The following is a 22807-nucleotide window of genomic DNA, read 5'->3' as shown; positions in this document are numbered from 1 at the left end:
ATAAGTCTTTGATACAAAACTTGCAATCCATACCTGAAAATTCGGCTGATTTCTCTAGATTGACAGCCTATAAACCCTCTGTTAAACTATCCAATAGGAGGTGTCATATGCGAAATTATACACAAGGATTAATAGATTATATAGGAGCTGCAACCTCACCCATTCAAGCGGTGAGTACGAGTGTTAGTGCCTTAGAAGAAAACGGTTTTGAAGCTTTGCTTATGTCAGATAATTGGAAGTTATCCGGGGGTGGAAAGTATTATGTAAGACCTTACCCCAGCATGCTGGTGTGCTTTACCATTGGAACAACGCCATATATACAGGAAGGCTTTAGGATTATTACATCCCACACAGATTTTCCAAGCTTTAAGATTAAGCCGGATCCGGAGATTACGACTCATGGTTACTTGAAGCTGAATACGGAAGTCTATGGCGGACCGATTCTAGATAGTTGGTTTGACCGTCCCATTTCTTTAGCCGGACAAGTCGTGCTAAGATCAGATACAGTGTTTAAGCCCAAAGTGGTAGAGATTGATTTTAGGGATCCGATTATGGTGATTCCCAGTCTTGCCATTCATTTTAAAAGGCATGATAAAAAGGAAGCAGAGAAAAATCCTCAAGAAGACTTGTTACCCATCCTAAAAATGGTTGAAGATGAATTTGTTAATAAGGACTATTTGATCAGCGTATTAGCAAAGAAACTGGCCTGTGACGTAACGGACATCCTAGATTTTGATCTATACATGTATGTAACAGAAAAAGGTCAGGTCATTGGCCTTGATCAATCTTTTATATCAGCCCCAAGGATCGATAACTTGGCTATGGTGTATAGCAGTGTGACGGCCCTTATTGAAAGCAGTCATTATGATGGTATCAGTATGGCAGCTTGTTTTGATAATGAGGAGATTGGAAGTACATCCAAACAAGGTGCGGATAGTGATTTGTTGCATCAAATCATAAAACGAATAGGACATAGCCTAAATGGCTCGCCGGAACAAATCTATAGACTGCTGGATCAATCCTTCATGATATCGGCGGACGGTGCTCATGCTACCCATCCTAATGCGACGACGTCTTGTGATATTACGAACTTCCCTGTTTTAAATAAAGGGATTACAATCAAAATCAGTGCCAAACAAAACTATGCCACAGACAGTGTAACTTCCGGTATTTTTCAGCAGTTATGTCATAAGGCAGAAGTGCCGTATCAGAGGTTTGTCAACCGATCAGACATACCCGGCGGAAAGACCTTAGGGCCTATTGCCACTAAGTATCTACCAATAAAAGCAGTGGATGTTGGGGTGCCAATGTTGGCCATGCATGCCACCAGAGAATTGATGGGTGTTAAAGACTTAGAAGACATTATTAAAGTGTTCAAAGTATTTTATGAAAATAAAGCTTGATATTTGGTTTTCATATGCTTTTGTGATATAATATGTAGTAATAGATACTACATGATAACTGTTTGACATTTCGGTTGATGGTTTTCATATCTTTATGTAAACAAAGGAGAATGCATATGAAATATAAAATTGTTGGCGATAGCAGTTGTGACATCACCAAGCAGATGGAAGAAGAGATGAACATAGCAATAGCACCCTTAACTTTTACTTTGGATGGTGTAGAGTATGTCGATGATGATAACTTGGATCTTGAGAATTATCTTAGGAAAATAGATCAAAGTAGCAGTGTTCCCAAAAGTGCTTGTCCATCGATTCAGGATTATTTGGATCACTTTGAAGGTGATCATGAATGGGTATTTGGTGTAACCCTATCTTCTGAACTGAGTGGCAGTTACAACAGCGCCATGAATGCCAAGACGATGTACCTTGAAAAATACCCAGATAAGAAAGTGCATATATTTAATTCGAGAGGCGCTTCTACGATGGAAGTTCTGATTGCCCTTAAAGTCCATGAATTGGTAGAGGCAGGCGAAAAGTCATTCGAAGAGATTGTGGATTATGTTGAAGCATATATTGATGAAGCTAAGGTGCTTTTTGTACTAGATAAGATTGATACTTTGGAGAAAAATGGGCGTATGAGTTCTATGAAAGCCAAAATCGTCAGAGCGCTTAATCTTAAGTTGATTCTAAAAACAACACCGGAAGGTGCCATTGACATGGTGGACAAAGCCAGAGGTACGAAAAAAGCCCTTGCAAAGATGGTAAACAGCATGCCAAAAGTAGGCACGGTATCAAAAGACAAAATACTAGCCATATCCCATTGCAATGCTCTAGAGCGTGCAGAGTATGTTAAGCAACTGGCCAGTGAATCTTATGATTTTAAAGATATTATCATCTTGAAGATGCGTGGTCTTAGTTCTACTTATGCGAATGAAGGCGGTATTATTATATCTTTTTAAAATTGTTGAACATCAAAACTAAGTTTTTATATACTATAGCTTGTAATATAAGAAATCCCAAGGCAGGTTGTCTTGGGATTTCTTGATTTTACGAGTGGTAATAAATCCAAAAGTTATAATTTTATAGCCAGGTCGGCACCAAGAACACCTACGATTTCCGAGTTGTCGTAAATGGGGAGGCTGACGGTCAGACAAGGGCTTTTGGTAATGGCTGAGATATAAACATCGGATATATGAACAAGACCTTTCATACTTTCTTTGAACCAAGGACGGATATTGGCACTTTTGATTCCGGCTGGCGGGTTGGAATAGATAAAGCTGCCATTGCTTCGGTTGCTCCAAAGTGCTTCTATATGAGGGAGCTCATGAATGGTTCTATCCAAGATTTCTTGATGGGTTTGTTTTTGGTCCATGGTAAGCGTTTTATGGTTTTGTAGAATGTCTTTTAGATGCATGATTAAATCTTCACTTTGTTTTTCAATCTGTACTTTTTTCTGACTTAACATATCCACATCAATCTTATCCGTTAGGGCATGGAGACTTTTTGAGGCGTCGCCAAGGCTGACTTCCATTTCTTGAATCTCATCCAGCTTTGCATATTGGTTTTCGATGTGATCATGGAGATGACCGATACCACCCGATACATCTCTAGAGACTTGACTGGCTCTTGCAATGGTGACAGAGAAATTATCGGTGACCACCAAGTTCTCTTGAATGCTTGTCGACATGTCCTGTACCTTTTGATCTAAGCGATCAAAGGAAGCATCCATGACCTTAAGACCGTTTTCTATACTGATGGTTTTTTCGACAGCCTTTGAGACATTGCTATTGGTTTGATTCGATTGTTCAATGACTGTATCAATGGAATTGTCAATGTTGGACATGATATTAGAGATCTCGGAGATGGATTCTGAGCTGTTGGTAGCTAAGGTACGTATCTCGGTTGCAACAACACCAAAGCCTTTACCGGCCTCACCGGCTCTGGCAGATTCAATGGATGCATTAAGAGCCAGAAGTTGGGTTTGCTTATAGAATGTTTTTACGGATTCAAGAATCTCTGTGATTTTTCGTGTATCGTCGTATAAGGTGTGGATAGAGGATGAAGAAGCGGTCGCAGCTGTGGAAATATCATCAATTAATGTGATAATGTCCAAGATAGAGGCCATTTGGTTTTTTAGAACATCTTTGGAAGCTTGGCTGGAATCTCTAAGTTCAGTGGTAATGGCTTCTAGATGTTTGGTGTTGGCCAATATTTTTTCAGACATAAGCACGGTTTCATTCACCACTTGATCATGTGCTTGGTTGGTTGTTCTTAGATTATCTGATGTAGTATAGAGCGCTTTTGTGATGTTTTTTTGATCTTCAAGCAACATCTCAATAGAAGCGGTGGAGGCATCAATCTGAGCGGAGACAACCTGCATTTCAAAAACATGGGAACGTACCTGTTTTTGTAGAATCTCGATACTTTCTGCCACCGGACCCACCTTTTTGTTATAAGCATTGGCCCCGATATCGTGAAGTAAGTCGCCTTCGGATATGTTTTTTGCCTCAAGTTTGAGGTGCTTCATTGTCTTTTTGCCCATAATAACACTCCTTCTGTTTAGATTTAGGTTGGTACTGATTTTTATAGGAAAGATTGGAACAAAATTTTGTATAGAAAATATTAAGGCGACAATAGGAAATTCTCAGAGTAGAACAAAAAAAAGACCGGCACACAGAAAAGTGTACAGGCCCCATTGCCAATAATGGTTTATTTTACAGGATAATCAAAAAGTTGTCAATCTCAATAAATAAGGATTGCAATCTATGCATGAGGTTGTTACAATGAATCAAAAAAAGAAAGAGGATCGTCATGATATTCAGATTGTTACTATATATAGGTGTTCTTAGCATAGGCATGTTGATTGGTATCTATAACATGGCTCATCCCAAGCTCGACCAAGCCCTAGGAAAACTTCAGATCTTAACATTAATCGGCCTATTATTTGTGATGGGCATCCGTTTAGGCGCAGACAAAATGGTGGTGTCTTCCTTGTCAACCATAGGGTTTCAGGCATTTGTGTTGGCTTTTGGCTCCATCGCCTTTAGTGTTCTCTTTGTTTTCTTAGGACGTCAAATACTGAAGTTAGACAGAAAGGGGCGCGTGAAATGACTTGGATTATTATGTTGTCAGTCATCATCGGTGCATTGACAGGGTATCTGGTGTTCCCCAGTCAGTGGTACGACTCGACAGGATGGGTTATTGATATCGGTTTATGTCTCTTGCTTCTTTTTGTGGGTATGGACATAGGGAAACAAAAAAATACGCTGGCAGAGATTAAGAAAATCGGTTTCAATATATTAGCGGTGCCTCTCATGATTGGCCTAGGAAGCATCTTTGGTGCTTTAGTTTTCGGACATTTTGTAGGCCTTAACTACAATGAGTCCGGTGCTATCGGAGCCGGCTTTGGATGGTATACTTTGTCGGCTATTATGCTGGTGGATTATTCATCTGAAATCTCAGCATTGGCTTTTCTAACCAATGTTATACGGGAAGTTATGGCAATCTTAATGTTACCCCTAATAGCCAAATATATCGGTCACTATGAAGCGGTGGCACCATGTGGGGCAACAGCTATGGATACAACCTTACCGATTATAGCAAGATATACGACACCAAAGGTTGCCATTGTGGGCTTTGTATCCGGTGTGGTACTGTCATCCTTGGTACCTTTATTGGTGCCAATTATAATCAATTTATAGAACTCAAAAACAAGATGCGTGTACGATTGGCTGAATATCGTAGTGTATCTTTTTTTTGTAAGTGTCATAGAGTGATATATCATTAGAAAAAATTTCACATAGTCAGGTAGGGGATTAACAAAGTTTGGCCGAAATAAATGTAAGATAGAAGTTTAAGGAAAAAAAGTATTATTTTTCCATTAAATTTTCACAGTTTAACTTAACAAAGCAACCTATGTATGATACAATGAGCACGCTTAAAACTTATTCACATTTATATACACATTCACCATGGAGGCGTTATGTATAAACTGGATTTACATACTCATACAGTAGCAAGTGGTCATGCCTACAGTACATTACTTGAAAATGTCCAATATGGGCGTGAAAAAGGCATGGAGCTCATTGGGGTATCGGATCACGCACCAGGTATGCCCGGTAGCACATATATTTTTTATTTTCAAAATATGAAACAAGTACCTGAGGAAATCATGGGCGTCCGTATTCTAAAAGGTGTAGAAGCCAATATTATCAGTCTCAGTGGGAGCATTGATATGACGGATGACAACCTGTCTATGCTGGACTATACCATTGCAAGTCTGCATCCCCCTTGTATAACTTCTGGGAGTCGACAGGAAAACACAAAAATGTTGATTAAAGTCATGGAAAACCCATATGTGAACATCATTGGTCATCCGGATGATAGCAGATATCCCTTGGATTATGAGGAACTTGTGAAAGCGGCTAAGTATAACGATGTTCTGCTTGAGGTGAACAACAGTTCCATTAACCCCAACGGCTTTAGATCTGATACGCGTAAGAATATCACAAAAATGTTAGAACTGTGTGCCAAAGCAGATATAGAGATTATCTGTGGTTCTGACGCTCATATTGCGTTTGATGTGGGTCGGTTTGATTATTGCGATGCTTTGATCAGAGAGATCGGATTCCCTGAAAAATTGGTGATCAACCATTCGGTCGAAGCCTTTATGAGGAAAATCAATGCATCCTAAGAAAAGTATGAATATTAGCTGTCATTTATGCTTAAAAACCAGAAAAATGGTTAGATTGTCATAATAGTAGGAAATAATTCTTTACGCTAATAGTTTATCGTGGTAAAATCTAATTGAGGCGATTATATAATAAAGGAGAACTTAAATGAGTAAAAACATAAAATCGGCAGAAGTGGATAGACTTTTCGAAGCCATCTTAAGTTTAAAAGATCCGAAAGAATGTTATGCTTTTTTTGAAGATATTTGCACCGTTAATGAGTTACATTCCTTGGCACAGAGACTACAAGTTGCTAAGATGCTTAGAGATCACAATACTTATCTGGAGATTGCAGAAAAGACTGGGGCATCTACAGCCACCATATCAAGGGTAAACCGTTCCCTGAATTATGGTAATGACGGTTATGATATGGTATTTGATAGAGTCAAAAACGGATAGAAAGCTAAAAGAATACAAGAGCTAAATGAATATAAATGAAAATAAAATAATTATAAGAGGTTGTACCCGACGGTATAACCTCTTATATCTTGTTTTTTCCATATTATATTTTTGTATGCTTCACCGCTTAAATAGTTGGCAATAGGGGTTCTGGTTTAAGAGATCGGTTTCTTAGGTGTTTTCTTCCTGACTTCAGGGCGTCCGGCTTCTGGCTTTTTAGGTCTTGGTGCTTTAGGTTTTTGCCCTGTTTCTTTAGAAGGATGTTTGGTTAAGTAGTTATCAATCAACTGAGTGGCCATATGTTTTTGTGCCGTTGCCTGAATGGTTAAGAGATAAGCCGTTGTAAATATGGATAGCTTTTCCCGCTCAGCATCACTAAACTCCGGAAACAAGTCTTTTCCGACTTTGACCGTATGATTAACTTGATTGGCAAGACTGTCAAAATGCATGGTCTGAGTCTCCATGATTCTGTCAAGAAAGGCTTCCATTGACAGTGGCGACTTATCATTCATAACAATATCTTTGACAGGGTCCAGCAACTTTTTAATATCTGGTATGGATAGGATATTCTTAAAATAATAGACGAATAGTAGTAAAATCAAGTGATCATGACCGTATTTCTTCTTGGCTGTCGGTGGCAGAATATCACATTTGCTATAGTTGTTGATCATGGTCTTGGTAAGGATTTTTTCTTCTTCTGTACGCTTAAAAAGACCAAGATGATCATCCATAAAGGTTGTAACCTGGTCCATGTAAAGTTCTATATTAGGTATGTCCTTAGCATGAACATATTTTCTGGATTTTATAAATACTAAAAGGTCCTCTATAAATTTATCATAAGATTTTTTACTCATATTAACACCGCCTCAAGAATATTATATAGTAATCAATACTATATGGCAAGCATAATGAAAGTAAGAACGGATTAAGAAACAGACACAAATCCGGAAATAGATTAGATACACATAGAGAAGCAGATATATTGACTAATATATGACAAATATCCAAAAAGACATGGAAAAAAAACCGAAAATATGCTATGATAAACGGGTTGAAAATAGGCACATCAGTTCTTATTTTCAATATTTTTTATAGAATTAAATAGTAATAATAATAATAAAAAGATAGGTGACTGTGATGAGTATATATGATACGTTGAACCAAGAACAAAAAGAGGCGGTTTTTCATACTGAAGGACCTTTACTACTACTGGCAGGTGCCGGATCAGGAAAAACAAGGGTACTAACACACCGTGTGGCCTATATAATTGAGAAGAACTTAGCAAAGCCTTGGGAAATCATGGCCATCACTTTTACAAATAAAGCAGCAAAAGAGATGCGCGCGCGGGTGGACCATCTGATTGGTCATGGCGGTCAAGATGTTTGGGTGAGTACCTTTCATTCCTCCTGTGTACGTTTTTTGAGACAATATATTGATCAGATTGGATTTGAGAAAAGCTTCAATATATACGATACCGATGATTCCAAGAAGATTATCCGAGAAGCTATGAAAGCACAAAACATAGATCCGAAGCAATATAAGGAAAGTGGCATCTTAGCGAAGATTAGCGAGGCCAAAAACCAATTATTAAGCCCCTTAGAATACCGTAAATCCGTTATGGGGGATATGCGTAAAGAAGTCTACTCCAAGATTTATGACTATTATCAAGACCGTTTGAAAAGAAATAATGCTCTGGACTTTGACGACTTACTCTTCCAGACTGTAGAGCTTTTTAGATTGCGACCAGACATATTAGAGAAATTCCAAAATAGATTCAAATACATTATGGTGGATGAATATCAAGATACCAACGGGGTACAGTTCAAGCTCATATCCCAGCTAGCTGGCCATTATAAGAACCTATGTGTGGTTGGTGACGATGATCAGTCCATCTACAAGTTCCGTGGTGCAGACATTACCAACATCTTAGATTTTGAAAAGGTATACAAAGGGGCCAAAGTCATTAAGCTAGAACAGAACTATCGTTCAAGTAAGACCATCTTAGATGCAGCCAATCATGTGATTAAGAACAATGAGAAAAGAAAAGCAAAACGCTTATGGACGGACAATGGTACAGGCAGTTTAATTCAATTTCACCATGTGGACAATGAAAAAGAAGAAGCAAAACTGGTTGTAAATCATATCCAAAACAACATAAAAAACGACCACAAAGGCTATAATGATCATGCGATTTTATATAGAACCAATGCACAGTCGAGGGTCTTAGAGGAGCGTCTGATTTATGAGAACATACCTTATAAGATCTTTGGAGGAACTTCTTTCTATCAGAGAAAAGAAATCAAAGACGTACTGGCTTATCTTAGACTGATTAACAACAGCATCGATAATCTGGCCGTCAAAAGGGTCATTAATGTGCCAAGAAGAGGTATTGGTGACACCACAGTGGATAAGCTAGAGAGCTATGCCAACGATATCGGCATCAGTCTTTTTGAAGCCATCAAAGAATCCGACAATATACCGGGACTTGCAAGAGCTAGTCTGAAGATCAAAGGCTTTAAGAACCTCATCTTGTCACTTAAAGCAGAGATGGAAACCATGTCGCTCATGGATTTTATGGACGAAGTACTAAAACGTACCAACTATATTAAGGAGTTGGAAGATGAAGGTACAGATGAAGCCAAGTCTAGAATCGAGAACATTGGTGAACTTATATCCAAGTTGGCTGATTATGTGAATAAGAAGAAGGAAGAAGACGAAGAACCGACTTTGTCCGGTTTCTTAGAAGAAGTGGCATTAGTTGCCGATATCGACAATCTGGTTGAGAGCAATGAAGTGGTGGTTCTAATGACCTTACATAGCGCTAAGGGGCTAGAATTCCCAACTGTATTCTTAACCGGTATGGAAGACGGACTTTTCCCAAGCTATATGAGCATTTCTACAGGTAGTGAAGAAGACATCGAGGAAGAGCGTCGTCTTTGCTATGTGGGCATAACCAGAGCGGAAGAAGAGTTGGTCATCATAGCCTCCAAATCAAGAATGACCCATGGACGCACACAATATAATGCACTGTCCAGATTCGTAAAAGAGATTCCAAGTGATTTATTGGATTCAAGCCAAACTCTAGAGCTAGCAAGGGATAAAGAAGATCAAGACAGCGACCTTTTTTCTAAGAGTAATATCTCCAATACTTCTGTACTACCAAAGCAAAGAGATCGTAGTTTCTTTACAAATGCCCCATATCAAGCCAAGCAACCGGCAAAAGCATTACCAAAAAACGAAAACATTACACTGGATTATGTCGTAGGCGACTTGGTTAAGCATATGAAGTTCGGTATTGGTCAAGTGATGGAGATTGGACCGGGTGGTGCAGACCATCAGGTTACGGTGAATTTTCCAAGTGTTGGGACAAAGAAATTACTGGCAAGATTATCAGGCCTCAAAAAAATGTAGTATATTCGTAAAACTTATGTACAAAAGTAAAAAGAATGATATAATTAGGATAGTTGTAACAATTGGTAAAGGTGTAAAAACTATATGTTTGAACTTTTTCATACTTAGTTTTGACCCTTTAATCAACAGTTAATATTTTATAGAAGGGTGTGAGCATATGTTTGAACAATTAAAAAAAGCAGAATCGGAAAAAGTACAACAACTGTCAGACTTATTACAAAGACTAGATCCAAGAAGTGGTTTTATGGAAAAAAAGAAAGACTACACTTGGTTAATCGTTCTACTTACCGTCGTAGCTGTAGCAGGCATTGCCTTCGCAGTGTACAAATTCTTCTTTGAATATAGTGATGAATTTGATTATGATGATGATGAAGACTTTGAAGACATCGATTATGATGAAGACTATGACGAAGAATTTGAGACAGACGAAGAAGAATAAGAATAAGAACCTATACATGGGGCTGACAAATGTCAGTCCTATATTTTTGATAATCAGAAAAGGTGGTTAAAGTGTCAGAACTCAGTTTCTCTAAATTGCATGCAACATATAGGTTATGTTGATACACTCATAACTATATATTGTATGTAAAAGTTCAACTACATAGTTTTGACACTTCAACCAATGGTGAATAGATGAATAAAAAAGACGTACTAGAAGCATACATCAGTAGAGTCGAATTCCCCAATAAAGGCATCATAGAGATTGGTGATTACAAAGTGACGGTAAAAAATGCCCTACCCGGACAAAAGGTACGTGCGGTCGTCAATAAAAAACGTAAAAATAGAATCGAAGCCAGACTTCTAGAAGTACTAGAGAAAGCACCTACAGAGATTCTTGGTGCTTGTGAAGTATTTGGATTATGTGGCGGTTGCCTGTATCAGTCTCTACCCTACGATGAACAACTGAAGTTAAAAGTGGAACAGGTTCAGAATCTCCTTAAGCCTCTAGGAATCGTAGATCGCTACGAAGGTATCATCTCAAGCCCAGAGATCTATGAATACCGAAATAAAATGGAATACTCCTTTGGGAATGCCTACATTGACGGTCCTTTAGCACTTGGTCTTCATAAGCGAGGCAGTATGTACGATATCGTAAACGCCACGGAATGTAAGATTATCCATGATGATTTTAACAAAGTTGTTCAGGCGACGCTGGACCTTTTTACAGAGTTAGATCTGCCTTTTTATCATAAACGTACCCATGAAGGTTATCTTAGGTATCTTGTTGTAAGACGTGGCGTAAGGTCCTCTCAACTACAGATTAACCTTGTCACTTCATCTCAATTAGAACCGAATCTGCAACTCTATGTGGATAAGCTAAGAGCCCTTGACCTGGACCATGAGATCAAAGGCATCATTCATACCATCACAGATCAACTCTCAGATGCGGTTAAGGTCGACGATATGAGAATTCTTTACGGCGAAGAACATATAGATGAAAGCCTCCTTGGACTGAACTTTAAGATATCTCCCTTTTCCTTTTTCCAAACCAATACCCTAGGTGCTGAGAAGCTTTACGAAGTGGTCAGGGATTATGTAGGAGAGACCAAAGACAAAGTCATATTCGACCTCTATTCAGGCACCGGCACCATCACACAGATGCTAGCACCGGTAGCCAAGAAAACAGTAGGCGTTGAGATTGTAAAAGAAGCCGTTGAAGCGGCCAAAGTCAATGCTAAGCTTAATGGTCTAAGTAACTGCGAGTTCATCGCCGGTGATGTATTGACGGTCATCGACGAACTAACAGACAAGCCAGACACCATCGTCCTAGACCCACCAAGAGACGGCATCCATCCCAAAGCCATGCCCAAGATCATCGACTTCGGTGTCGACAACATCGTCTACGTATCTTGCAAACCAACATCCCTAGCCAGAGATCTGGCACTACTCATGGATGCTGGTTATGAGGTGGTTAAGTGGAGTATGGTGGACATGTTCCCTCATACGATTCATGTCGAAACGATAGTACGACTATATCGCTCAAACCATTGATTTTACTGGGTTTGTTAGAGATTAGAGGAATGATAAAATAGGTAGAAAAAGCATAAAAATCACTAAAATTAGCTTGGAAACATGAAAAATATAGTGGGACAGGGTATGTGGGAACATATCAAAAAAACCTGTTTTATAGACAAAAAGACGCAGAAAAATCATTGATTTTGACTGCGTTTTTTTTGTCTCTTGATATAGTTATAAGTAGAATCCATCTAAATTCAATCAATATTCTTTTCTATAAAAGAAGCATAGATTTCACAGTCCAAAGCATCTGCGATTGCTTCTAATTCTTTCATCGAAAAATTATCTCTACGCAATTTATTAGCCATATTTTGGTTTGAAGTTTCTAAAAGAGTACTTAGTTTTTTGATTGTCATATTTTTTCTTTTCAATAATAGCCGGATTTGTTCGGACATCGATTTTTTCATAATCATCACCTACAAAAGATAATACATTATTTGGTGAATCCATGCAATATAATCCGAAACGGATGAAACATTGATTGGGTTAACTAAATAGTGTATTTTCATAGTAAGACGTACCAACGAAAGGAGTCATATAATGAGTAAAGTAATTGGAATAGCTGCACAAAAAGGGGGAGTCGGTTATGGAAAGTTAGTTATTATGCAAAGTTGAATCCATATAATACTGATTTTAGTAGTGTATGGATTCATTTAACTTTACATAATTTCAGGTGATTAACACCTAAAGTGATTTTAGCCAATCAAGTAAATCTTTGTTTTGTTTCCAAGGGGGCAGTTCTTCATTAGCTGGACTATCATAGGCTTCTGTTAAGGCTTTTCTCTTCATTTTTTCATCTGCTCGAGCATAGATTTCAGTCGTTGAAATATCTGAGTGCCCCAACAAATCTCTGATATATACAAGATTTACCCCTGATTGAAGTAAGTGCATTGCCTTACTGTGTCTCAACCAGTGTGGTGTGATTTCACCTGTAATACCTTCAATACCATGAAATTGAGCTTGCTGTGCATACTTTTTTAGAATATAAGTGACTCCTGCCCTTGTTAATTGTTTATTACTTCTGTTGGTAAAAAGAGGATAACGACTATAAACCGGTGAAGTTAATCCTGAACCAGATATATAGTGACGAATTAACTCGCCAGTCGGTGTCATAACAGGAACAATTCTACTTTTTCCACCTTTTCCAGTCAGAAGTACAGTGACTGTATCATTTAGTGTGATATCACCAACTTTAAGATCGACAAGTTCCTGTACCCGAGCTCCTGTGTCATATAAGAGAGATAACACAACAGCATCACGCTTCCCTTGAATGGTTCTTCGATCAGGTTGCTCAAGTAATCCCTTAACACTTTCTAGTGGTAAGTATAAAAGAGGTCCTTTATCCGTCTTTTCATTGGTATTCCAAGTATTTGTTGCCCTTGTTGAATGTACTGTGGTTCCTCAACCATTAAAAAGCTAAAAAAAGAGTGAATTGCAGCAAGTCTTTGATTCCTAGTTGTAGCTTTACAATGGCGTTCATCTTCAAGCCATTGCAGATATCGAACAATTAACGCTCTATCCACTTTCGAAACTGTAAGCTTTTCAGGATAAAGTTGTTCAGAATCTCGACAGTATCTAAGCAGTAAAGAAAAAGAGTCCCTGTAAGATAGCTGTGTATTACGTTTGCTTCCCACTTGACTGGGTAAATATTGCATTAAGAACTGAGTCAGATAATGAGCAAAATCAGTTTCCTTCATAAGCTACCTCTGGAATGACGAATGCACAGGATGATTCTACTCTTTTTATTAAATCCGGATACACCTCAGCGGTCAAGCGTAGATATTTTGCTGTAGCACGTACTGATGTATGTCCCATATATGTAGATAGAATTGGAAGCATAGCTGAGAGGTCTACTTCATTCTCAATCCATTTTTGTAGAACATGAACAGCAAAAGTATGCCTAATATCATGCAAGCGCGGTCCTTTGCCTTTACCACCGTGAGAAATTCCTGCTGCATCTAAATATCGTCTGTATCTTTGATAGACAGTCATCGTACTAATCATTGTTCTATCCGGTGCAAGAAAGAAATACTCATTATCTTTCTCCCACCAAATTTTTTCTGCGTAGTCAATGCAGGATTGGTTAACAGAATCAGACAGCGGAATTAATCGATCCTTATCTGTTTTTGCCTCACGAATTGTAAGGATACCATCTTCTAGGTTAACATCTTTATACTTTAAGTGAACAACCTCTGATACTCTAAGGCCACATCCGTATAAGATACGAAAAATAACAGGCAATGCCAAGTGCATATTTTTAGCTACTTCCCATGGTTCTGTCTCATCAACGGCTTGAAGCACGGCATTTATCTGTTCGCGTGTAAAATGTAAGGAACAAACGAATCACGAGTCAGCCCTTTTATCTCAGGGATCACATAAGCCTCATAGCCAAGATGATTAAGATAAATAGCAAACTGTCTTATACAAGTGATACGATGAGATCGAGTACTTGTAGCTTCTCCTTCTCTTGGTGAAATCCATTCTTCGGCAAGCGAACGAGAAATCTCAGGTTTAACAATTCCCCTTTTTTGACTAAAACGACAGAATCGAGATAAGCACTTTGTTTCACTTTCATATTTAAATCCTAAACTTCTTTTGAACCTAATAAATTCTTCTGCAAGGTTGGAAAACACGCCTATCATGATTGGAGCTCTTTTTAATCTAGCCATTAAATAACCACCTCCAATGCACATTTGCGTAGCTCTGTGATATTAATCCTAAGATAGGTCAAGGTGGTTTCAGTGTTTGTATGACCTAAGATTTCAGAGATTACAGGTAGTGGAATTTCATGCTCCAATAAACGACGGGCAAGGCTGTGGCGGAGTACATGCGAGCCTTTCTTTTTCCCTTCAAGATGGATACCGCTTTTAAAAGATGGTATCGAACTAGGGCACCAACAGCTCCTGGGTTAAATTCTGTGTATGGCGGTACCTGCCTGATAAAAACATGATCAGATTCACTTTTTGGTCGTGCGCCTTTTAGATAATGGATCATAGCTTCTCCTACATCTTGAAGAAGTGGAAGCTCTAAGGGATTACCTGTTTTCATTTGTGTTAACCGGATAAGTTCATTTTCCCAATCTATGTTGGTGAATCTTAGATTTGCCACATCACTGCTACGTAGACCAAGTCTGGCAATTAATAGAATTATGGCATAGTCACGAATTCCACAAGGATTACCTAAATCAATGGAGCTAAGTAACTTTTTGACTTCCTCAGCGGAGTATGTGGACGGAAGACGGCTTTTTCTGTTGTAATAAGGATTTGGTAGTTTAGAAAACATTTCTTTTTTCATGAATCCACATTCATAACAATACTTCAGATAATAGCGAACCGCTCTCATGGTATGGTTAATCGTTGGTTTTTCATAACAAGATAGGGAACCCATAAAACTAAATACATCTTTTATTGCGAGCTGCTCTATTCTTACCATATTTTTTCGTATTAGGAATGCGAAGAAACGTTCAAGATAAAGACTAAACGTTCGATTAGTTTTGTCTTTAATGCCTGTTTTACTTCTATAAGATAAGTATGCTTCTGCACTTTCTTTGTATCCATCAGGGAATGAATACGTTCTTTTATCCATCGCTAAATATAGGTAGACATTACCTGATAACTGGTATTCAGACATGGCGTTAATGCTTCGAGAATATGTAGCACACCATTTCTTTTCTTCAATCTTGGAAGACATAGAATAATGATCTTCTAAAACTGAAGTCCAAAATCCATGCTAAAGGAATCAACATTTTTGTCTTTAGCGTAAAGTAAAAGTTGCTTGGAAAGAGTTTTAAAAACATTTTTGTAATAGTTGGAAGCACCTGCCTGGTCCAAAGCTTCCTTAGTTCGATTCACAAGTTCTTTTAAAGATAGATTTCTCATTTGATTTACCTCCTGCTTTTGAGAGTACGTTATTTGTTACTCTTTTAGCGTGATAGATTATGGAAAGTAAATCAATAGCCAATATCCCTATTTATGTAGAATTTCGTATTCAACTTTGCATAATGTATAACTTTTCATAACCCACATTATGTGAAGCTTCACATAATTTAGAAAAATCAACAACGTGTAGAAACGTAGCCACTGAACTGGCCAATAGAGGCTACAAGGTATTGGCAATCGATTGTGACAATCAAGCCAGTCTAACAGATTGTTTTGGTATTTCCAAACCGGAGAATCTGGAATATACCCTTTACCATTTAATGATGGATGTCATGATGGAGAAGGATATACCCAGTAAAGAAACCTATATGGTTCAAAAGGAAGGTATTGATATCATTCCCAGTAGTATTGAACTATCAGCTATTGAAATCAATCTTGTTAGTACCATTAGCAGAGAATATGTGCTTAAGACCATTATAGATGAGATCAAAGGGGAATATGATTATGTTTTGCTGGATTGTATGCCTTCTTTAGGTCTCATGACCTTAAATGTATTAGCAGCTTGTGACAGTGTTCTAATTCCTGCAACACCGGAATATCTTTCGGTTAAAGGATTGGAACTATTATTAAAAACAATTTTCAAAGTTAAAAGGCGTATTAATTCGGCTATAACCTTTGAAGGTATTCTTTTGACCATGTTTGATGAAAGGACCAATCTGGCGAAGAATATGATGGATATGATTGAAGCATCCTATGGTGAGCATATCAAGGTTTTTGCAACGAAGATTCCTAAATCCGTTAAAGTAGGAGAAGCCAATCTACAAAGTAAAAGCATTATGGATTATATGCCAACCAATAAGGCTGCTATAGCCTACCAAGAATTTACAAAGGAGTTGATAGGAAATGGATAAGAGCAAAACCAAAAAAACAGAAAGCTTTGCCTCAATTTTTGGTGATGACTATAGCGCATCACCACCGGATAAGAAGGAAGGCGCCATAGAACTAAAACTGGAGCAGTTGGTACCTTTTCAGAATCATCCTTTCAAGCTATATGAAGGGGAACGCTTCAATGAAATGATTGAAAGTATTAAGAATTATGGCGTGATCGTACCCATTGTGGTTCGGAAAAAGGGTTTGAAGTATGAAATCCTAAGTGGTCATAATAGAGCTAATGCAGCAAAAGAAGCAGGTCTAGAAACGATACCAACAGTCATCAAAGAAGGACTGACAGAAGAAGAAGCAATCCTTATAGTCACTGAAACAAATCTGATGCAGAGGTCCTTTACGGATCTGGTACATTCAGAGAGAGCGACGGTGATAGCTACCAGGCACAATGCAATGAAGAATCAAGGTGTGAGAACTGATCTATTAAATGAAATAGAAAGGTTATCTAAAGCAAGTTCGGGATTAATTTCAACTTCTCGCCCAATGGGCGAAAAGTTGAAATCTGATGAAAATTTAGCAAAAGAATTTGGAGTCTCACCCCGTAATGTTTCCAGATATTTGAGAATTTACAAACTAAAAGATCCCCTAAAACAATTGGTCGACGAAGGCAAAATCGCAATGCGAGCCGGAGTCGACCTTTCTTATTTATCAGCAGAAAATCAGGAAATGATTGAAGCTATTGTTTCAGAAGATACTTTTAAAGTGGATATGAAAAAAGCTTCCATCATAAGAAATTATGAAGAAGAAGGAAAGCTTAATTGGAAAACAGCAAAGTCCATTATCACCGGTGAAGCATTGAGGGATCCCAATAAGCAAAAACTCGTAAAGATTCAACCCAAGATCATCAGCAAATACTTTAGTCCAAGTCAAGAAATCAAGACGATTGAAAAAATCATTGAAAAAGCACTTGAAATGTATTTTCAAAAACAACAAGAATCTATAAATCTATGTGAAGAAGAAGAAGGGGATGAGATAGGTGGATAACAGTAACCCAAAATTAAATAAGTTAGAACATCAAGAGTCATCTGCGGATGGCTCTAATTTATTGCATGAAAACTATTTGAAACTACAGAAGGTGGCCAAAGATATTCTATCGGATAGATATTACTATTTGAAGTTGAAGGCACCTGGATTTATGGACCTTGTGATAGAAAAGATTTGGGATAACAGAATTTCTTTATCCCACTACTATCAACAAAACGGTGATCTTATGGCAGATCCGGACATGGAAATCATTGTAGACCATGATAGTGAAATGGTAAAAGCGGCAACATTTAAACAAGATAACTTAGGCATTTATCAATCGGCTTATCAAGGGGATGTATTGGTGGATGATAAATTGGTAAAAGAATTAAATGATTTCTTAAGTCAATGGCTAACAAACATTATGGAACAAGGACATATCCCTTATTCGGCATATTATTCTTCCGAGATGTCTTTAGTCGAAGGAGATGTAAGCTTTGATGAAGAAGGAAATGAGATTGTACCGGATACCATTGAAAGCGATGAAATGGAAATATAGAAAGAGGTGAAACAATGAGAACAGAATTAATCGAAAAAACAGAACTGGACCGAGTGCTTGAGCTGATGTGTCAAATACTTGGACTTCAAGAAACTTCAGAAAAAGTAGTGGTAGAAACAATCAAAAAAGTAGGTATAAAAGGATTTTTTAACAATGTGAATGATTTAGAGGTAACAGATCTTGAAAAGAAAAGCATCATGGCACTGAAACTTGTTATTGAGACAAAGGAAGAAGAAATCGCAAATAGGGAAGGGGTTGATACAGATGGCAACAAAGCAAGTCTATACAGATAGTTTTTTTGAAAGCCTAAATAAGCTAACCGGAATTCCTATGCGAAAGATTAAGGATTATGCCAAAGAAAACAATCCTTTTAACATTTTAGAACATCCTATGGTGGTTGAACCAAACGATAGGCAATTAGAAAAAATCGGGAAGCTTAAAGAATTCTTAGCCTCCTATAATGTCTTAAAAATGACCCAAGAGAATGAACGTATAAAATTCACATCACCCCAAGATGCCGGCAAGTATTTCACATCCATTCTAGGTGGGATGAAAGATAAAGAACGGATACTCGTAGCGTTTCTTGACAACAGCAACAGTATTATTGAAACAAAGATTATCTCGGAAGGTGGCATCAATATGTCCATAGTTTATCCAAGAGATATTCTTAAGATGGCCATTGCAAATGATTGTAGCAATATTTTAATGGCTCATAATCATCCAGGTGGTAGTACCAACCCCAGTAAAGAAGACATTGATTTGACCCAAAGAATTGTAAATATATTTAAGCCCTTAGACATTAATGTGATTGATCATATTATTGTTGGCGGCTACAGTTTTAGTTCTATGGCTGAAAATGGTATCTTGCCAAGTAAATCCATGGACTTGGCCAATTATCAACCCATTAACATCACAAGAACCAATGTACTATCAGAGCCATATGAAGCCCAAAAAGAAGTATTAGCCAATGAAGAAGAGTTGGAAATGTAGGGAGGCAAAAGTCATGAAAGATCAATTGATAAGAAAAACCAGAGAGAATAGTTTTGAAACAATCAGATGGATTTTGGGACTACAAGCAGATGAAAAAAAAATCGTTAAAGACTTTGTTCTAGATAAAGGGATGAAGTCTTTTTTATTACATCATAGGGACCTGCAGCTCATAGAGTCAGTACAAGAGAAAATTGAAGTGCTCAAAAGGGTGATGCAAAAATATGATGGTGATATTAAAACCATTAATTTTGAAGAGGTGGAAGATTAATGATTTGAACAGTTAGGAGTAGGAGGTGATTTTTTTGGGAATAAGTCAAAAGAAATTCTCGGACGAACAAATTGAATTGGCAAGTAATATCAATATCATAGCCTATGCTCAGAGTAGAGGTTATGATTTGAAACGAATCTCCAATAATACCTATAAGATCCCTGGATATGGTGGTCTTTTAATTAGTGGTGATGGCAGCAAATGGAACTGGTTCTCTCAGAATAAAGGTGGTGGGATTATTCAGTTTGTCATGGAAATGGAAGGCAAATCTTGGGTTGAGACAGTCGGAGATCTACTGGGCATCTCGGGTATTGAACTACCAACCATACCAAAGGTAAAGTCTGTAGAAACTAAGGGAGAAATGCAGCTACCAAAGAAAAATGAAACCTATAAGCATCTGTTTGCCTATTTGATTAAGTCACGGAATATTGAAACGTCGGTTGTCACTGAATTTGTGGATAAAAAATTGATCTATGAGGACCAATATAAAAACTGTGTTTTCGTTGGTTATGACTTAGAGGGTAAACCTGCTTACGCAAGTAGACGTAGTTCAAGAACAACAGGTGAGGACTTCAGAGGCGATGTTAGGAACTCAGATAAGTCTATCCCCTTCTATTATCAAGGTGAAGGGGATACAGTCTGTGTCTTTGAAGCGCCAATTGATTTGATGAGCTATCTGTCACTTCTAAAACTACATGGTATTAAAAACTTTAGCCATCATATGATTTCTTTAGGAGGCATATCGGATAAAGCACTCGATGGATTTTTAAAAAGCCAAAGCGACATTGAAAAAATAGTGCTTTGCTTGGACAACGATGTAGCCGGTAATACAGCATGTCAGATCTTGAATGCAAAATACAAGACAAATTATGAGATTGTGCGACATGTACCAAAAGGGAAAGATTTTAATGAGGAGCTGAAAAATATGAAGAACGCGATGATCGGCATGGCACGGGAACCACCTGAAGACTATAAAGAGTTTCAAGACTTTGAGGAGGAGATGGAGATGGAATGATTGCCTTATCAACACTCTAAGTCGCTAAGCACCAGTTTAAACAATAAAAAAATAAACTAGAAATGAGGCGTCTATGAAAGAGACAAAAGAAACTCAAATGAATCAAAATAAGAATCAGAAGAAGAAAAAAATGGCAATGATCTTAGGGATTATTGCTATTTTACTGCTTATGAGTATTTATGTGATAGCACCAATTTTAAAGGGAACGTTTAATAAGGACATACCCACACAGCCAGAGCTAGATAGAAATGTAATTGGTAGTGGAGATCAGCAACAAGATAGCGACCCTGATGAAGAAGCATTGTTACAAGAAGAAGTTACGAAGAACACACTCAATGCTAGAATTGCTTCAGCCTTACAACCGGACGAGAATGGATTGATTTATCTCTCACTCAAGAACAGGTATGAAGATAAGTTGCTACAAGTCGTCATTGTTAATGAGGAGACCGAAGAAATCTATTATACGAGTCCGGTGCTGGAACCAATGATGGATATTGAATACGACAAAATCACAAACCACCCCCCAAAAGGTGAATATCCTTGTATTGCTTATTTTTACTACTACACAATGGACGAGGAGCCTATTAGCCATGTGGGCGCTCAAATCAAACTAATTATAGAATAGGAGAAATTATATGAAGAGAATACTATCAGTCATGACACTTATGGTCATTATATTAAATATGATGGCTTTATCTGTATCAGCCAATACCAACAAGGTGGAGTTAACAGGAGAAATCATGTCTACAGTCATTGATGTGGACATTCCAACGACAGCAAGTTTTATTATTAATCCGAATATTCCTGAGGGAAATCCTGGCCGGTATGTTATGCCATCACTAAATATTACCAACAACACGACAGCACCGGTTACTGTGACCATGACTGGCTTTGATAACAAAGTAGGAACAGCAAATCAGTTTACAGAAGTGGCGCGTGATGCTAAGGTGTGGGATCGACTAGGTGCCATCGGTTCAGCCAGCTTCATCTACCTAGGTATGATAGCTGAAGACAATCAAACTGCCTTTTTGAACCATACAACATTGTTATCTGAGGTAACGGCTAATCAAGTGCAACTCGAGAACAAAGAACTATGTCATATCAAATCTGGTCGCACTGTGACATTGGACTTGGAATGCCAATCTGGATCTGCATTTCAAAGTGAAGTGACCAGTGTCTATGAGATAATATTTTTAGTGAGTCTGTATGAAGGCATAGAAGATGCTCAAGAGCCAGAAGAGGTTACGCCAAGCATCACAGGAATAACAAGTATCGCTATTGACGGGGTAACCGATCAACTAGATTTCACAAAATCTGCGACTTATCATATTTACAAAGGTAATCCTTTAAATGCCTTGTTTACGATTACAACTTCCTCTGAAGATGTAACATATGTAGCTAACTATAAAGAATATACGGGATCACAAACATTAACTATTAATTGTATTGATGGGTCTACCCCAGGTTCATATTATGTACAATTAGATCATGATTATAATGGTAACCCAGTCACAGTTAAATATGTCTTTTATTGGTAGGGGGAATTGAAATGAAAAAAATTATACTAATTACAATAGTACTAGCAATGCTTTTTAGTGTTACAGCTAATGCTCAGACCAACGTAACTGAACTAACAGGCACCATACACGCTTCAATCTTAGATGTGGACATACCTACCCTTGCATCATTCACAATCAATCCAAACGGACCGACTTTCAGCTCTCCGGATCTAATTATTAGCAACAATTCAACGATGCCGGTCACGCTTAGTATTTCCGGGTTTGATAACAAAGCAGGTTCAGACAACCAGTTTATTGAAGTGGGTAAAGAGGATAAAGATTGGGACAATCTGGGAATCAGCCAGTCTTCAAAGTATATTCACATAGCAATCGGAGCAAAAAATCCAAATGAGATGGGTTATATCATTAACAGAGAATGGCTAATTGATGTATCAGCACATGATGTTCAGGCGGGGACAATTGAGTGTGGATCCATGGCACCTTTTAGAAATGTAACACTGAAGTTCACAGGTGAGTATGGAAAAGCATTCCAACAGACTTTTACTACCACCTATGATCTCATGTTCTTGGTATCAATCATGGAATAAGCAAGAGGCCTTCGGGCCTCTTTTTCCAAAAAATAAAATGACAATCCTCTCAGGTATGCTATAATTTTTATGAGGGTAAGAAGCCTTCTTATTCAGTATCCACAATAAGACCGAATAAGAAAG

Annotated in this window: 28 protein-coding genes and 1 pseudogene; 19 read left to right on the top strand and 10 right to left on the bottom strand. The window is 37.9% G+C overall.

Annotation, left to right across the window (positions count from 1 at the left end):
- Positions 1-107 precede the first annotated feature (107 nt).
- A complete protein-coding gene (locus tag PATL70BA_RS06800) occupies positions 108-1403 on the top strand; it encodes a M18 family aminopeptidase (protein WP_125136669.1) in 1296 nt (431 codons plus the stop codon).
- 116 nt (positions 1404-1519) lie between these two features.
- Positions 1520-2362 carry a DegV family protein gene (locus tag PATL70BA_RS06795; protein WP_172596142.1) on the top strand — a complete coding sequence of 281 codons (843 nt, stop codon included), beginning with the start codon at positions 1520-1522 and terminating at the stop codon, positions 2360-2362.
- Positions 2363-2475: 113 nt separating this feature from the next.
- Here PATL70BA_RS06795 and PATL70BA_RS06790 read toward each other — a convergent pair whose 3' ends face one another.
- On the bottom strand, positions 2476-3945 hold the full coding sequence (locus tag PATL70BA_RS06790; RefSeq protein WP_125136667.1) for a methyl-accepting chemotaxis protein: 1470 nt from the start codon (positions 3943-3945) through the stop codon (positions 2476-2478).
- A 269-nt stretch (positions 3946-4214) separates the two neighbouring features.
- Here PATL70BA_RS06790 and PATL70BA_RS06785 point away from each other — a divergent pair, with 269 nt between their 5' ends.
- The 4 genes from PATL70BA_RS06785 (at position 4215) to PATL70BA_RS06770 (ending at position 6532) form a co-directional block, all read left to right on the top strand.
- On the top strand, positions 4215-4514 hold the full coding sequence (locus PATL70BA_RS06785; RefSeq protein ID WP_125136666.1) for a LysO family transporter: 300 nt from the start codon (positions 4215-4217) through the stop codon (positions 4512-4514).
- Positions 4511-5104: a lysine exporter LysO family protein gene (locus PATL70BA_RS06780; RefSeq protein WP_125136665.1), complete on the top strand. Its 594-nt coding sequence runs from the start codon at positions 4511-4513 to the stop codon at positions 5102-5104. Before PATL70BA_RS06785 ends, PATL70BA_RS06780 begins: the two co-directional genes overlap by 4 nt.
- Positions 5105-5385: 281 nt before the next feature.
- A complete protein-coding gene (locus tag PATL70BA_RS06775; protein WP_125136664.1) occupies positions 5386-6096 on the top strand; it encodes a phosphatase in 711 nt (236 codons plus the stop codon).
- A gap of 145 nt (positions 6097-6241) precedes the next feature.
- Positions 6242-6532, top strand: coding sequence for a YerC/YecD family TrpR-related protein (locus PATL70BA_RS06770; protein WP_125136663.1), 291 nt, complete (start codon positions 6242-6244; stop codon positions 6530-6532).
- A 155-nt stretch (positions 6533-6687) separates the two neighbouring features.
- Here the strand turns inward: PATL70BA_RS06770 and PATL70BA_RS06765 are convergent, their stop codons facing one another.
- Positions 6688-7386 carry a DUF1836 domain-containing protein gene (locus tag PATL70BA_RS06765; protein ID WP_125136662.1) on the bottom strand — a complete coding sequence of 233 codons (699 nt, stop codon included), beginning with the start codon at positions 7384-7386 and terminating at the stop codon, positions 6688-6690.
- A 283-nt stretch (positions 7387-7669) separates the two neighbouring features.
- Here PATL70BA_RS06765 and pcrA point away from each other — a divergent pair, with 283 nt between their 5' ends.
- From pcrA to rlmD, 3 genes are all read left to right on the top strand, one after another.
- Positions 7670-9943, top strand: a complete 2274-nt coding sequence (pcrA, locus tag PATL70BA_RS06760; protein WP_125136661.1) for a DNA helicase PcrA — start codon at positions 7670-7672, stop codon at positions 9941-9943.
- 157 nt (positions 9944-10100) lie between these two features.
- Positions 10101-10382 carry a DUF4366 domain-containing protein gene (locus PATL70BA_RS06755; RefSeq protein WP_125136660.1) on the top strand — a complete coding sequence of 94 codons (282 nt, stop codon included), beginning with the start codon at positions 10101-10103 and terminating at the stop codon, positions 10380-10382.
- A 194-nt stretch (positions 10383-10576) separates the two neighbouring features.
- Positions 10577-11935, top strand: a complete 1359-nt coding sequence (rlmD, locus tag PATL70BA_RS06750; RefSeq protein WP_125136659.1) for a 23S rRNA (uracil(1939)-C(5))-methyltransferase RlmD — start codon at positions 10577-10579, stop codon at positions 11933-11935.
- Between the two features lie 221 nt (positions 11936-12156).
- On the opposite strand, the gene PATL70BA_RS06745 is transcribed toward rlmD, so the two are convergent.
- The 8 genes from PATL70BA_RS06745 to PATL70BA_RS16505 form a co-directional block, all read right to left on the bottom strand.
- The gene (locus PATL70BA_RS06745) at positions 12157-12366 is read right to left on the bottom strand and encodes a helix-turn-helix domain-containing protein (protein WP_125136658.1); all 210 of its coding nucleotides are present in this window, start codon (positions 12364-12366) and stop codon (positions 12157-12159) included.
- A gap of 277 nt (positions 12367-12643) precedes the next feature.
- The gene (locus PATL70BA_RS16530; RefSeq protein WP_243116009.1) at positions 12644-13231 is read right to left on the bottom strand and encodes a tyrosine-type recombinase/integrase; all 588 of its coding nucleotides are present in this window, start codon (positions 13229-13231) and stop codon (positions 12644-12646) included.
- A gap of 41 nt (positions 13232-13272) precedes the next feature.
- On the bottom strand, positions 13273-13656 hold the full coding sequence (locus PATL70BA_RS16525) for a site-specific integrase (protein WP_243115987.1): 384 nt from the start codon (positions 13654-13656) through the stop codon (positions 13273-13275).
- A complete protein-coding gene (locus PATL70BA_RS16520) occupies positions 13643-14260 on the bottom strand; it encodes a tyrosine-type recombinase/integrase (protein WP_243115986.1) in 618 nt (205 codons plus the stop codon). The genes PATL70BA_RS16525 and PATL70BA_RS16520 overlap by 14 nt, the downstream gene beginning before the upstream one ends.
- Positions 14261-14265: 5 nt before the next feature.
- On the bottom strand, positions 14266-14628 hold the full coding sequence (locus PATL70BA_RS16515; RefSeq protein WP_243115985.1) for a hypothetical protein: 363 nt from the start codon (positions 14626-14628) through the stop codon (positions 14266-14268).
- Positions 14628-14756, bottom strand: a complete 129-nt coding sequence (locus tag PATL70BA_RS16985) for a hypothetical protein (RefSeq protein WP_279233184.1) — start codon at positions 14754-14756, stop codon at positions 14628-14630. The genes PATL70BA_RS16515 and PATL70BA_RS16985 overlap by 1 nt, the downstream gene beginning before the upstream one ends.
- Entirely contained in the window at positions 14729-15649 is a 921-nt protein-coding gene (locus PATL70BA_RS16745) for a tyrosine-type recombinase/integrase (RefSeq protein ID WP_279233242.1), read from the bottom strand. Before PATL70BA_RS16745 ends, PATL70BA_RS16985 begins: the two co-directional genes overlap by 28 nt.
- Positions 15650-15663: 14 nt before the next feature.
- Positions 15664-15837 (bottom strand): hypothetical protein, encoded by a 174-nt coding sequence (locus PATL70BA_RS16505; RefSeq protein ID WP_243115984.1) that lies wholly within the window; start codon positions 15835-15837, stop codon positions 15664-15666.
- Positions 15838-16022: 185 nt separating this feature from the next.
- Here PATL70BA_RS16505 and PATL70BA_RS06725 point away from each other — a divergent pair.
- The 10 genes and pseudogenes from PATL70BA_RS06725 to PATL70BA_RS06680 all read left to right on the top strand — a co-directional run.
- Positions 16023-16748 (top strand): annotated as a pseudogene (locus PATL70BA_RS06725) (ParA family protein); the annotation flags it as partial.
- On the top strand, positions 16741-17766 hold the full coding sequence (locus PATL70BA_RS06720) for a ParB N-terminal domain-containing protein (RefSeq protein WP_125136656.1): 1026 nt from the start codon (positions 16741-16743) through the stop codon (positions 17764-17766). The pseudogene PATL70BA_RS06725 and the gene PATL70BA_RS06720, both read left to right, overlap by 8 nt.
- Positions 17759-18304: a DUF6908 domain-containing protein gene (locus PATL70BA_RS06715; protein ID WP_125136655.1), complete on the top strand. Its 546-nt coding sequence runs from the start codon at positions 17759-17761 to the stop codon at positions 18302-18304. Before PATL70BA_RS06720 ends, PATL70BA_RS06715 begins: the two co-directional genes overlap by 8 nt.
- Positions 18305-18318: 14 nt before the next feature.
- Positions 18319-18597: a hypothetical protein gene (locus PATL70BA_RS06710; RefSeq protein ID WP_125136654.1), complete on the top strand. Its 279-nt coding sequence runs from the start codon at positions 18319-18321 to the stop codon at positions 18595-18597.
- Positions 18569-19294 carry a JAB domain-containing protein gene (locus PATL70BA_RS06705; RefSeq protein ID WP_125136653.1) on the top strand — a complete coding sequence of 242 codons (726 nt, stop codon included), beginning with the start codon at positions 18569-18571 and terminating at the stop codon, positions 19292-19294. The genes PATL70BA_RS06710 and PATL70BA_RS06705 overlap by 29 nt, the downstream gene beginning before the upstream one ends.
- Before the next feature lie 13 nt (positions 19295-19307).
- Positions 19308-19562, top strand: a complete 255-nt coding sequence (locus PATL70BA_RS06700; RefSeq protein WP_125136652.1) for a hypothetical protein — start codon at positions 19308-19310, stop codon at positions 19560-19562.
- A gap of 34 nt (positions 19563-19596) precedes the next feature.
- Positions 19597-20577, top strand: a complete 981-nt coding sequence (locus PATL70BA_RS06695) for a DUF3991 and toprim domain-containing protein (RefSeq protein WP_125136651.1) — start codon at positions 19597-19599, stop codon at positions 20575-20577.
- A gap of 73 nt (positions 20578-20650) precedes the next feature.
- Positions 20651-21202 (top strand): hypothetical protein, encoded by a 552-nt coding sequence (locus PATL70BA_RS06690; RefSeq protein ID WP_125136650.1) that lies wholly within the window; start codon positions 20651-20653, stop codon positions 21200-21202.
- A 10-nt stretch (positions 21203-21212) separates the two neighbouring features.
- Positions 21213-22115, top strand: coding sequence for a hypothetical protein (locus PATL70BA_RS06685; RefSeq protein ID WP_125136649.1), 903 nt, complete (start codon positions 21213-21215; stop codon positions 22113-22115).
- Positions 22116-22126: 11 nt separating this feature from the next.
- A complete protein-coding gene (locus PATL70BA_RS06680) occupies positions 22127-22684 on the top strand; it encodes a hypothetical protein (protein ID WP_125136648.1) in 558 nt (185 codons plus the stop codon).
- The last annotated feature ends 123 nt before the right edge of the window (positions 22685-22807 follow it).

Origin of the sequence: Petrocella atlantisensis (assembly GCF_900538275.1) — a bacterium.
GTDB lineage: Bacteria > Bacillota > Clostridia > Lachnospirales > Vallitaleaceae > Petrocella > Petrocella atlantisensis.
Note: the sequence above shows the minus strand (reverse complement) of the source record. Positions and strands in the feature narration are given on the sequence as shown.

Bases quoted from the DNA above. Each gene is read 5' to 3' on its own strand.
- PATL70BA_RS06800 (WP_125136669.1), top strand. From the start codon at position 108: ATGCGAAATTATACACAAGGATTAATAGATTATATAGGAGCTGCAACC.
- PATL70BA_RS06785 (WP_125136666.1), top strand. From the start codon at position 4,215: ATGATATTCAGATTGTTACTATATATAGGTGTTCTTAGCATAGGCATG.
- PATL70BA_RS06770 (WP_125136663.1), top strand. From the start codon at position 6,242: ATGAGTAAAAACATAAAATCGGCAGAAGTGGATAGACTTTTCGAAGCC.
- PATL70BA_RS16525 (WP_243115987.1), bottom strand. From the start codon at position 13,656: ATGAAGGAAACTGATTTTGCTCATTATCTGACTCAGTTCTTAATGCAA.
- PATL70BA_RS06685 (WP_125136649.1), top strand. From the start codon at position 21,213: ATGAAGAGAATACTATCAGTCATGACACTTATGGTCATTATATTAAAT.
- rlmD (WP_125136659.1), top strand. From the start codon at position 10,577: ATGAATAAAAAAGACGTACTAGAAGCATACATCAGTAGAGTCGAATTC.
- PATL70BA_RS06700 (WP_125136652.1), top strand. From the start codon at position 19,308: ATGAAAGATCAATTGATAAGAAAAACCAGAGAGAATAGTTTTGAAACA.
- PATL70BA_RS06720 (WP_125136656.1), top strand. From the start codon at position 16,741: ATGGATAAGAGCAAAACCAAAAAAACAGAAAGCTTTGCCTCAATTTTT.
- pcrA (WP_125136661.1), top strand. From the start codon at position 7,670: ATGAGTATATATGATACGTTGAACCAAGAACAAAAAGAGGCGGTTTTT.
- PATL70BA_RS06775 (WP_125136664.1), top strand. From the start codon at position 5,386: ATGTATAAACTGGATTTACATACTCATACAGTAGCAAGTGGTCATGCC.
- PATL70BA_RS06680 (WP_125136648.1), top strand. From the start codon at position 22,127: ATGAAAAAAATTATACTAATTACAATAGTACTAGCAATGCTTTTTAGT.
- PATL70BA_RS06755 (WP_125136660.1), top strand. From the start codon at position 10,101: ATGTTTGAACAATTAAAAAAAGCAGAATCGGAAAAAGTACAACAACTG.
- PATL70BA_RS06690 (WP_125136650.1), top strand. From the start codon at position 20,651: ATGAAAGAGACAAAAGAAACTCAAATGAATCAAAATAAGAATCAGAAG.
- PATL70BA_RS06765 (WP_125136662.1), bottom strand. From the start codon at position 7,386: ATGAGTAAAAAATCTTATGATAAATTTATAGAGGACCTTTTAGTATTT.
- PATL70BA_RS06795 (WP_172596142.1), top strand. From the start codon at position 1,520: ATGAAATATAAAATTGTTGGCGATAGCAGTTGTGACATCACCAAGCAG.
- PATL70BA_RS06710 (WP_125136654.1), top strand. From the start codon at position 18,319: ATGAGAACAGAATTAATCGAAAAAACAGAACTGGACCGAGTGCTTGAG.
- PATL70BA_RS06790 (WP_125136667.1), bottom strand. From the start codon at position 3,945: ATGGGCAAAAAGACAATGAAGCACCTCAAACTTGAGGCAAAAAACATA.
- PATL70BA_RS06705 (WP_125136653.1), top strand. From the start codon at position 18,569: ATGGCAACAAAGCAAGTCTATACAGATAGTTTTTTTGAAAGCCTAAAT.
- PATL70BA_RS06780 (WP_125136665.1), top strand. From the start codon at position 4,511: ATGACTTGGATTATTATGTTGTCAGTCATCATCGGTGCATTGACAGGG.
- PATL70BA_RS06745 (WP_125136658.1), bottom strand. From the start codon at position 12,366: ATGAAAAAATCGATGTCCGAACAAATCCGGCTATTATTGAAAAGAAAA.
- PATL70BA_RS16745 (WP_279233242.1), bottom strand. From the start codon at position 15,649: ATGTCTTCCAAGATTGAAGAAAAGAAATGGTGTGCTACATATTCTCGA.
- PATL70BA_RS16515 (WP_243115985.1), bottom strand. From the start codon at position 14,628: ATGGCTAGATTAAAAAGAGCTCCAATCATGATAGGCGTGTTTTCCAAC.
- PATL70BA_RS16505 (WP_243115984.1), bottom strand. From the start codon at position 15,837: ATGAGAAATCTATCTTTAAAAGAACTTGTGAATCGAACTAAGGAAGCT.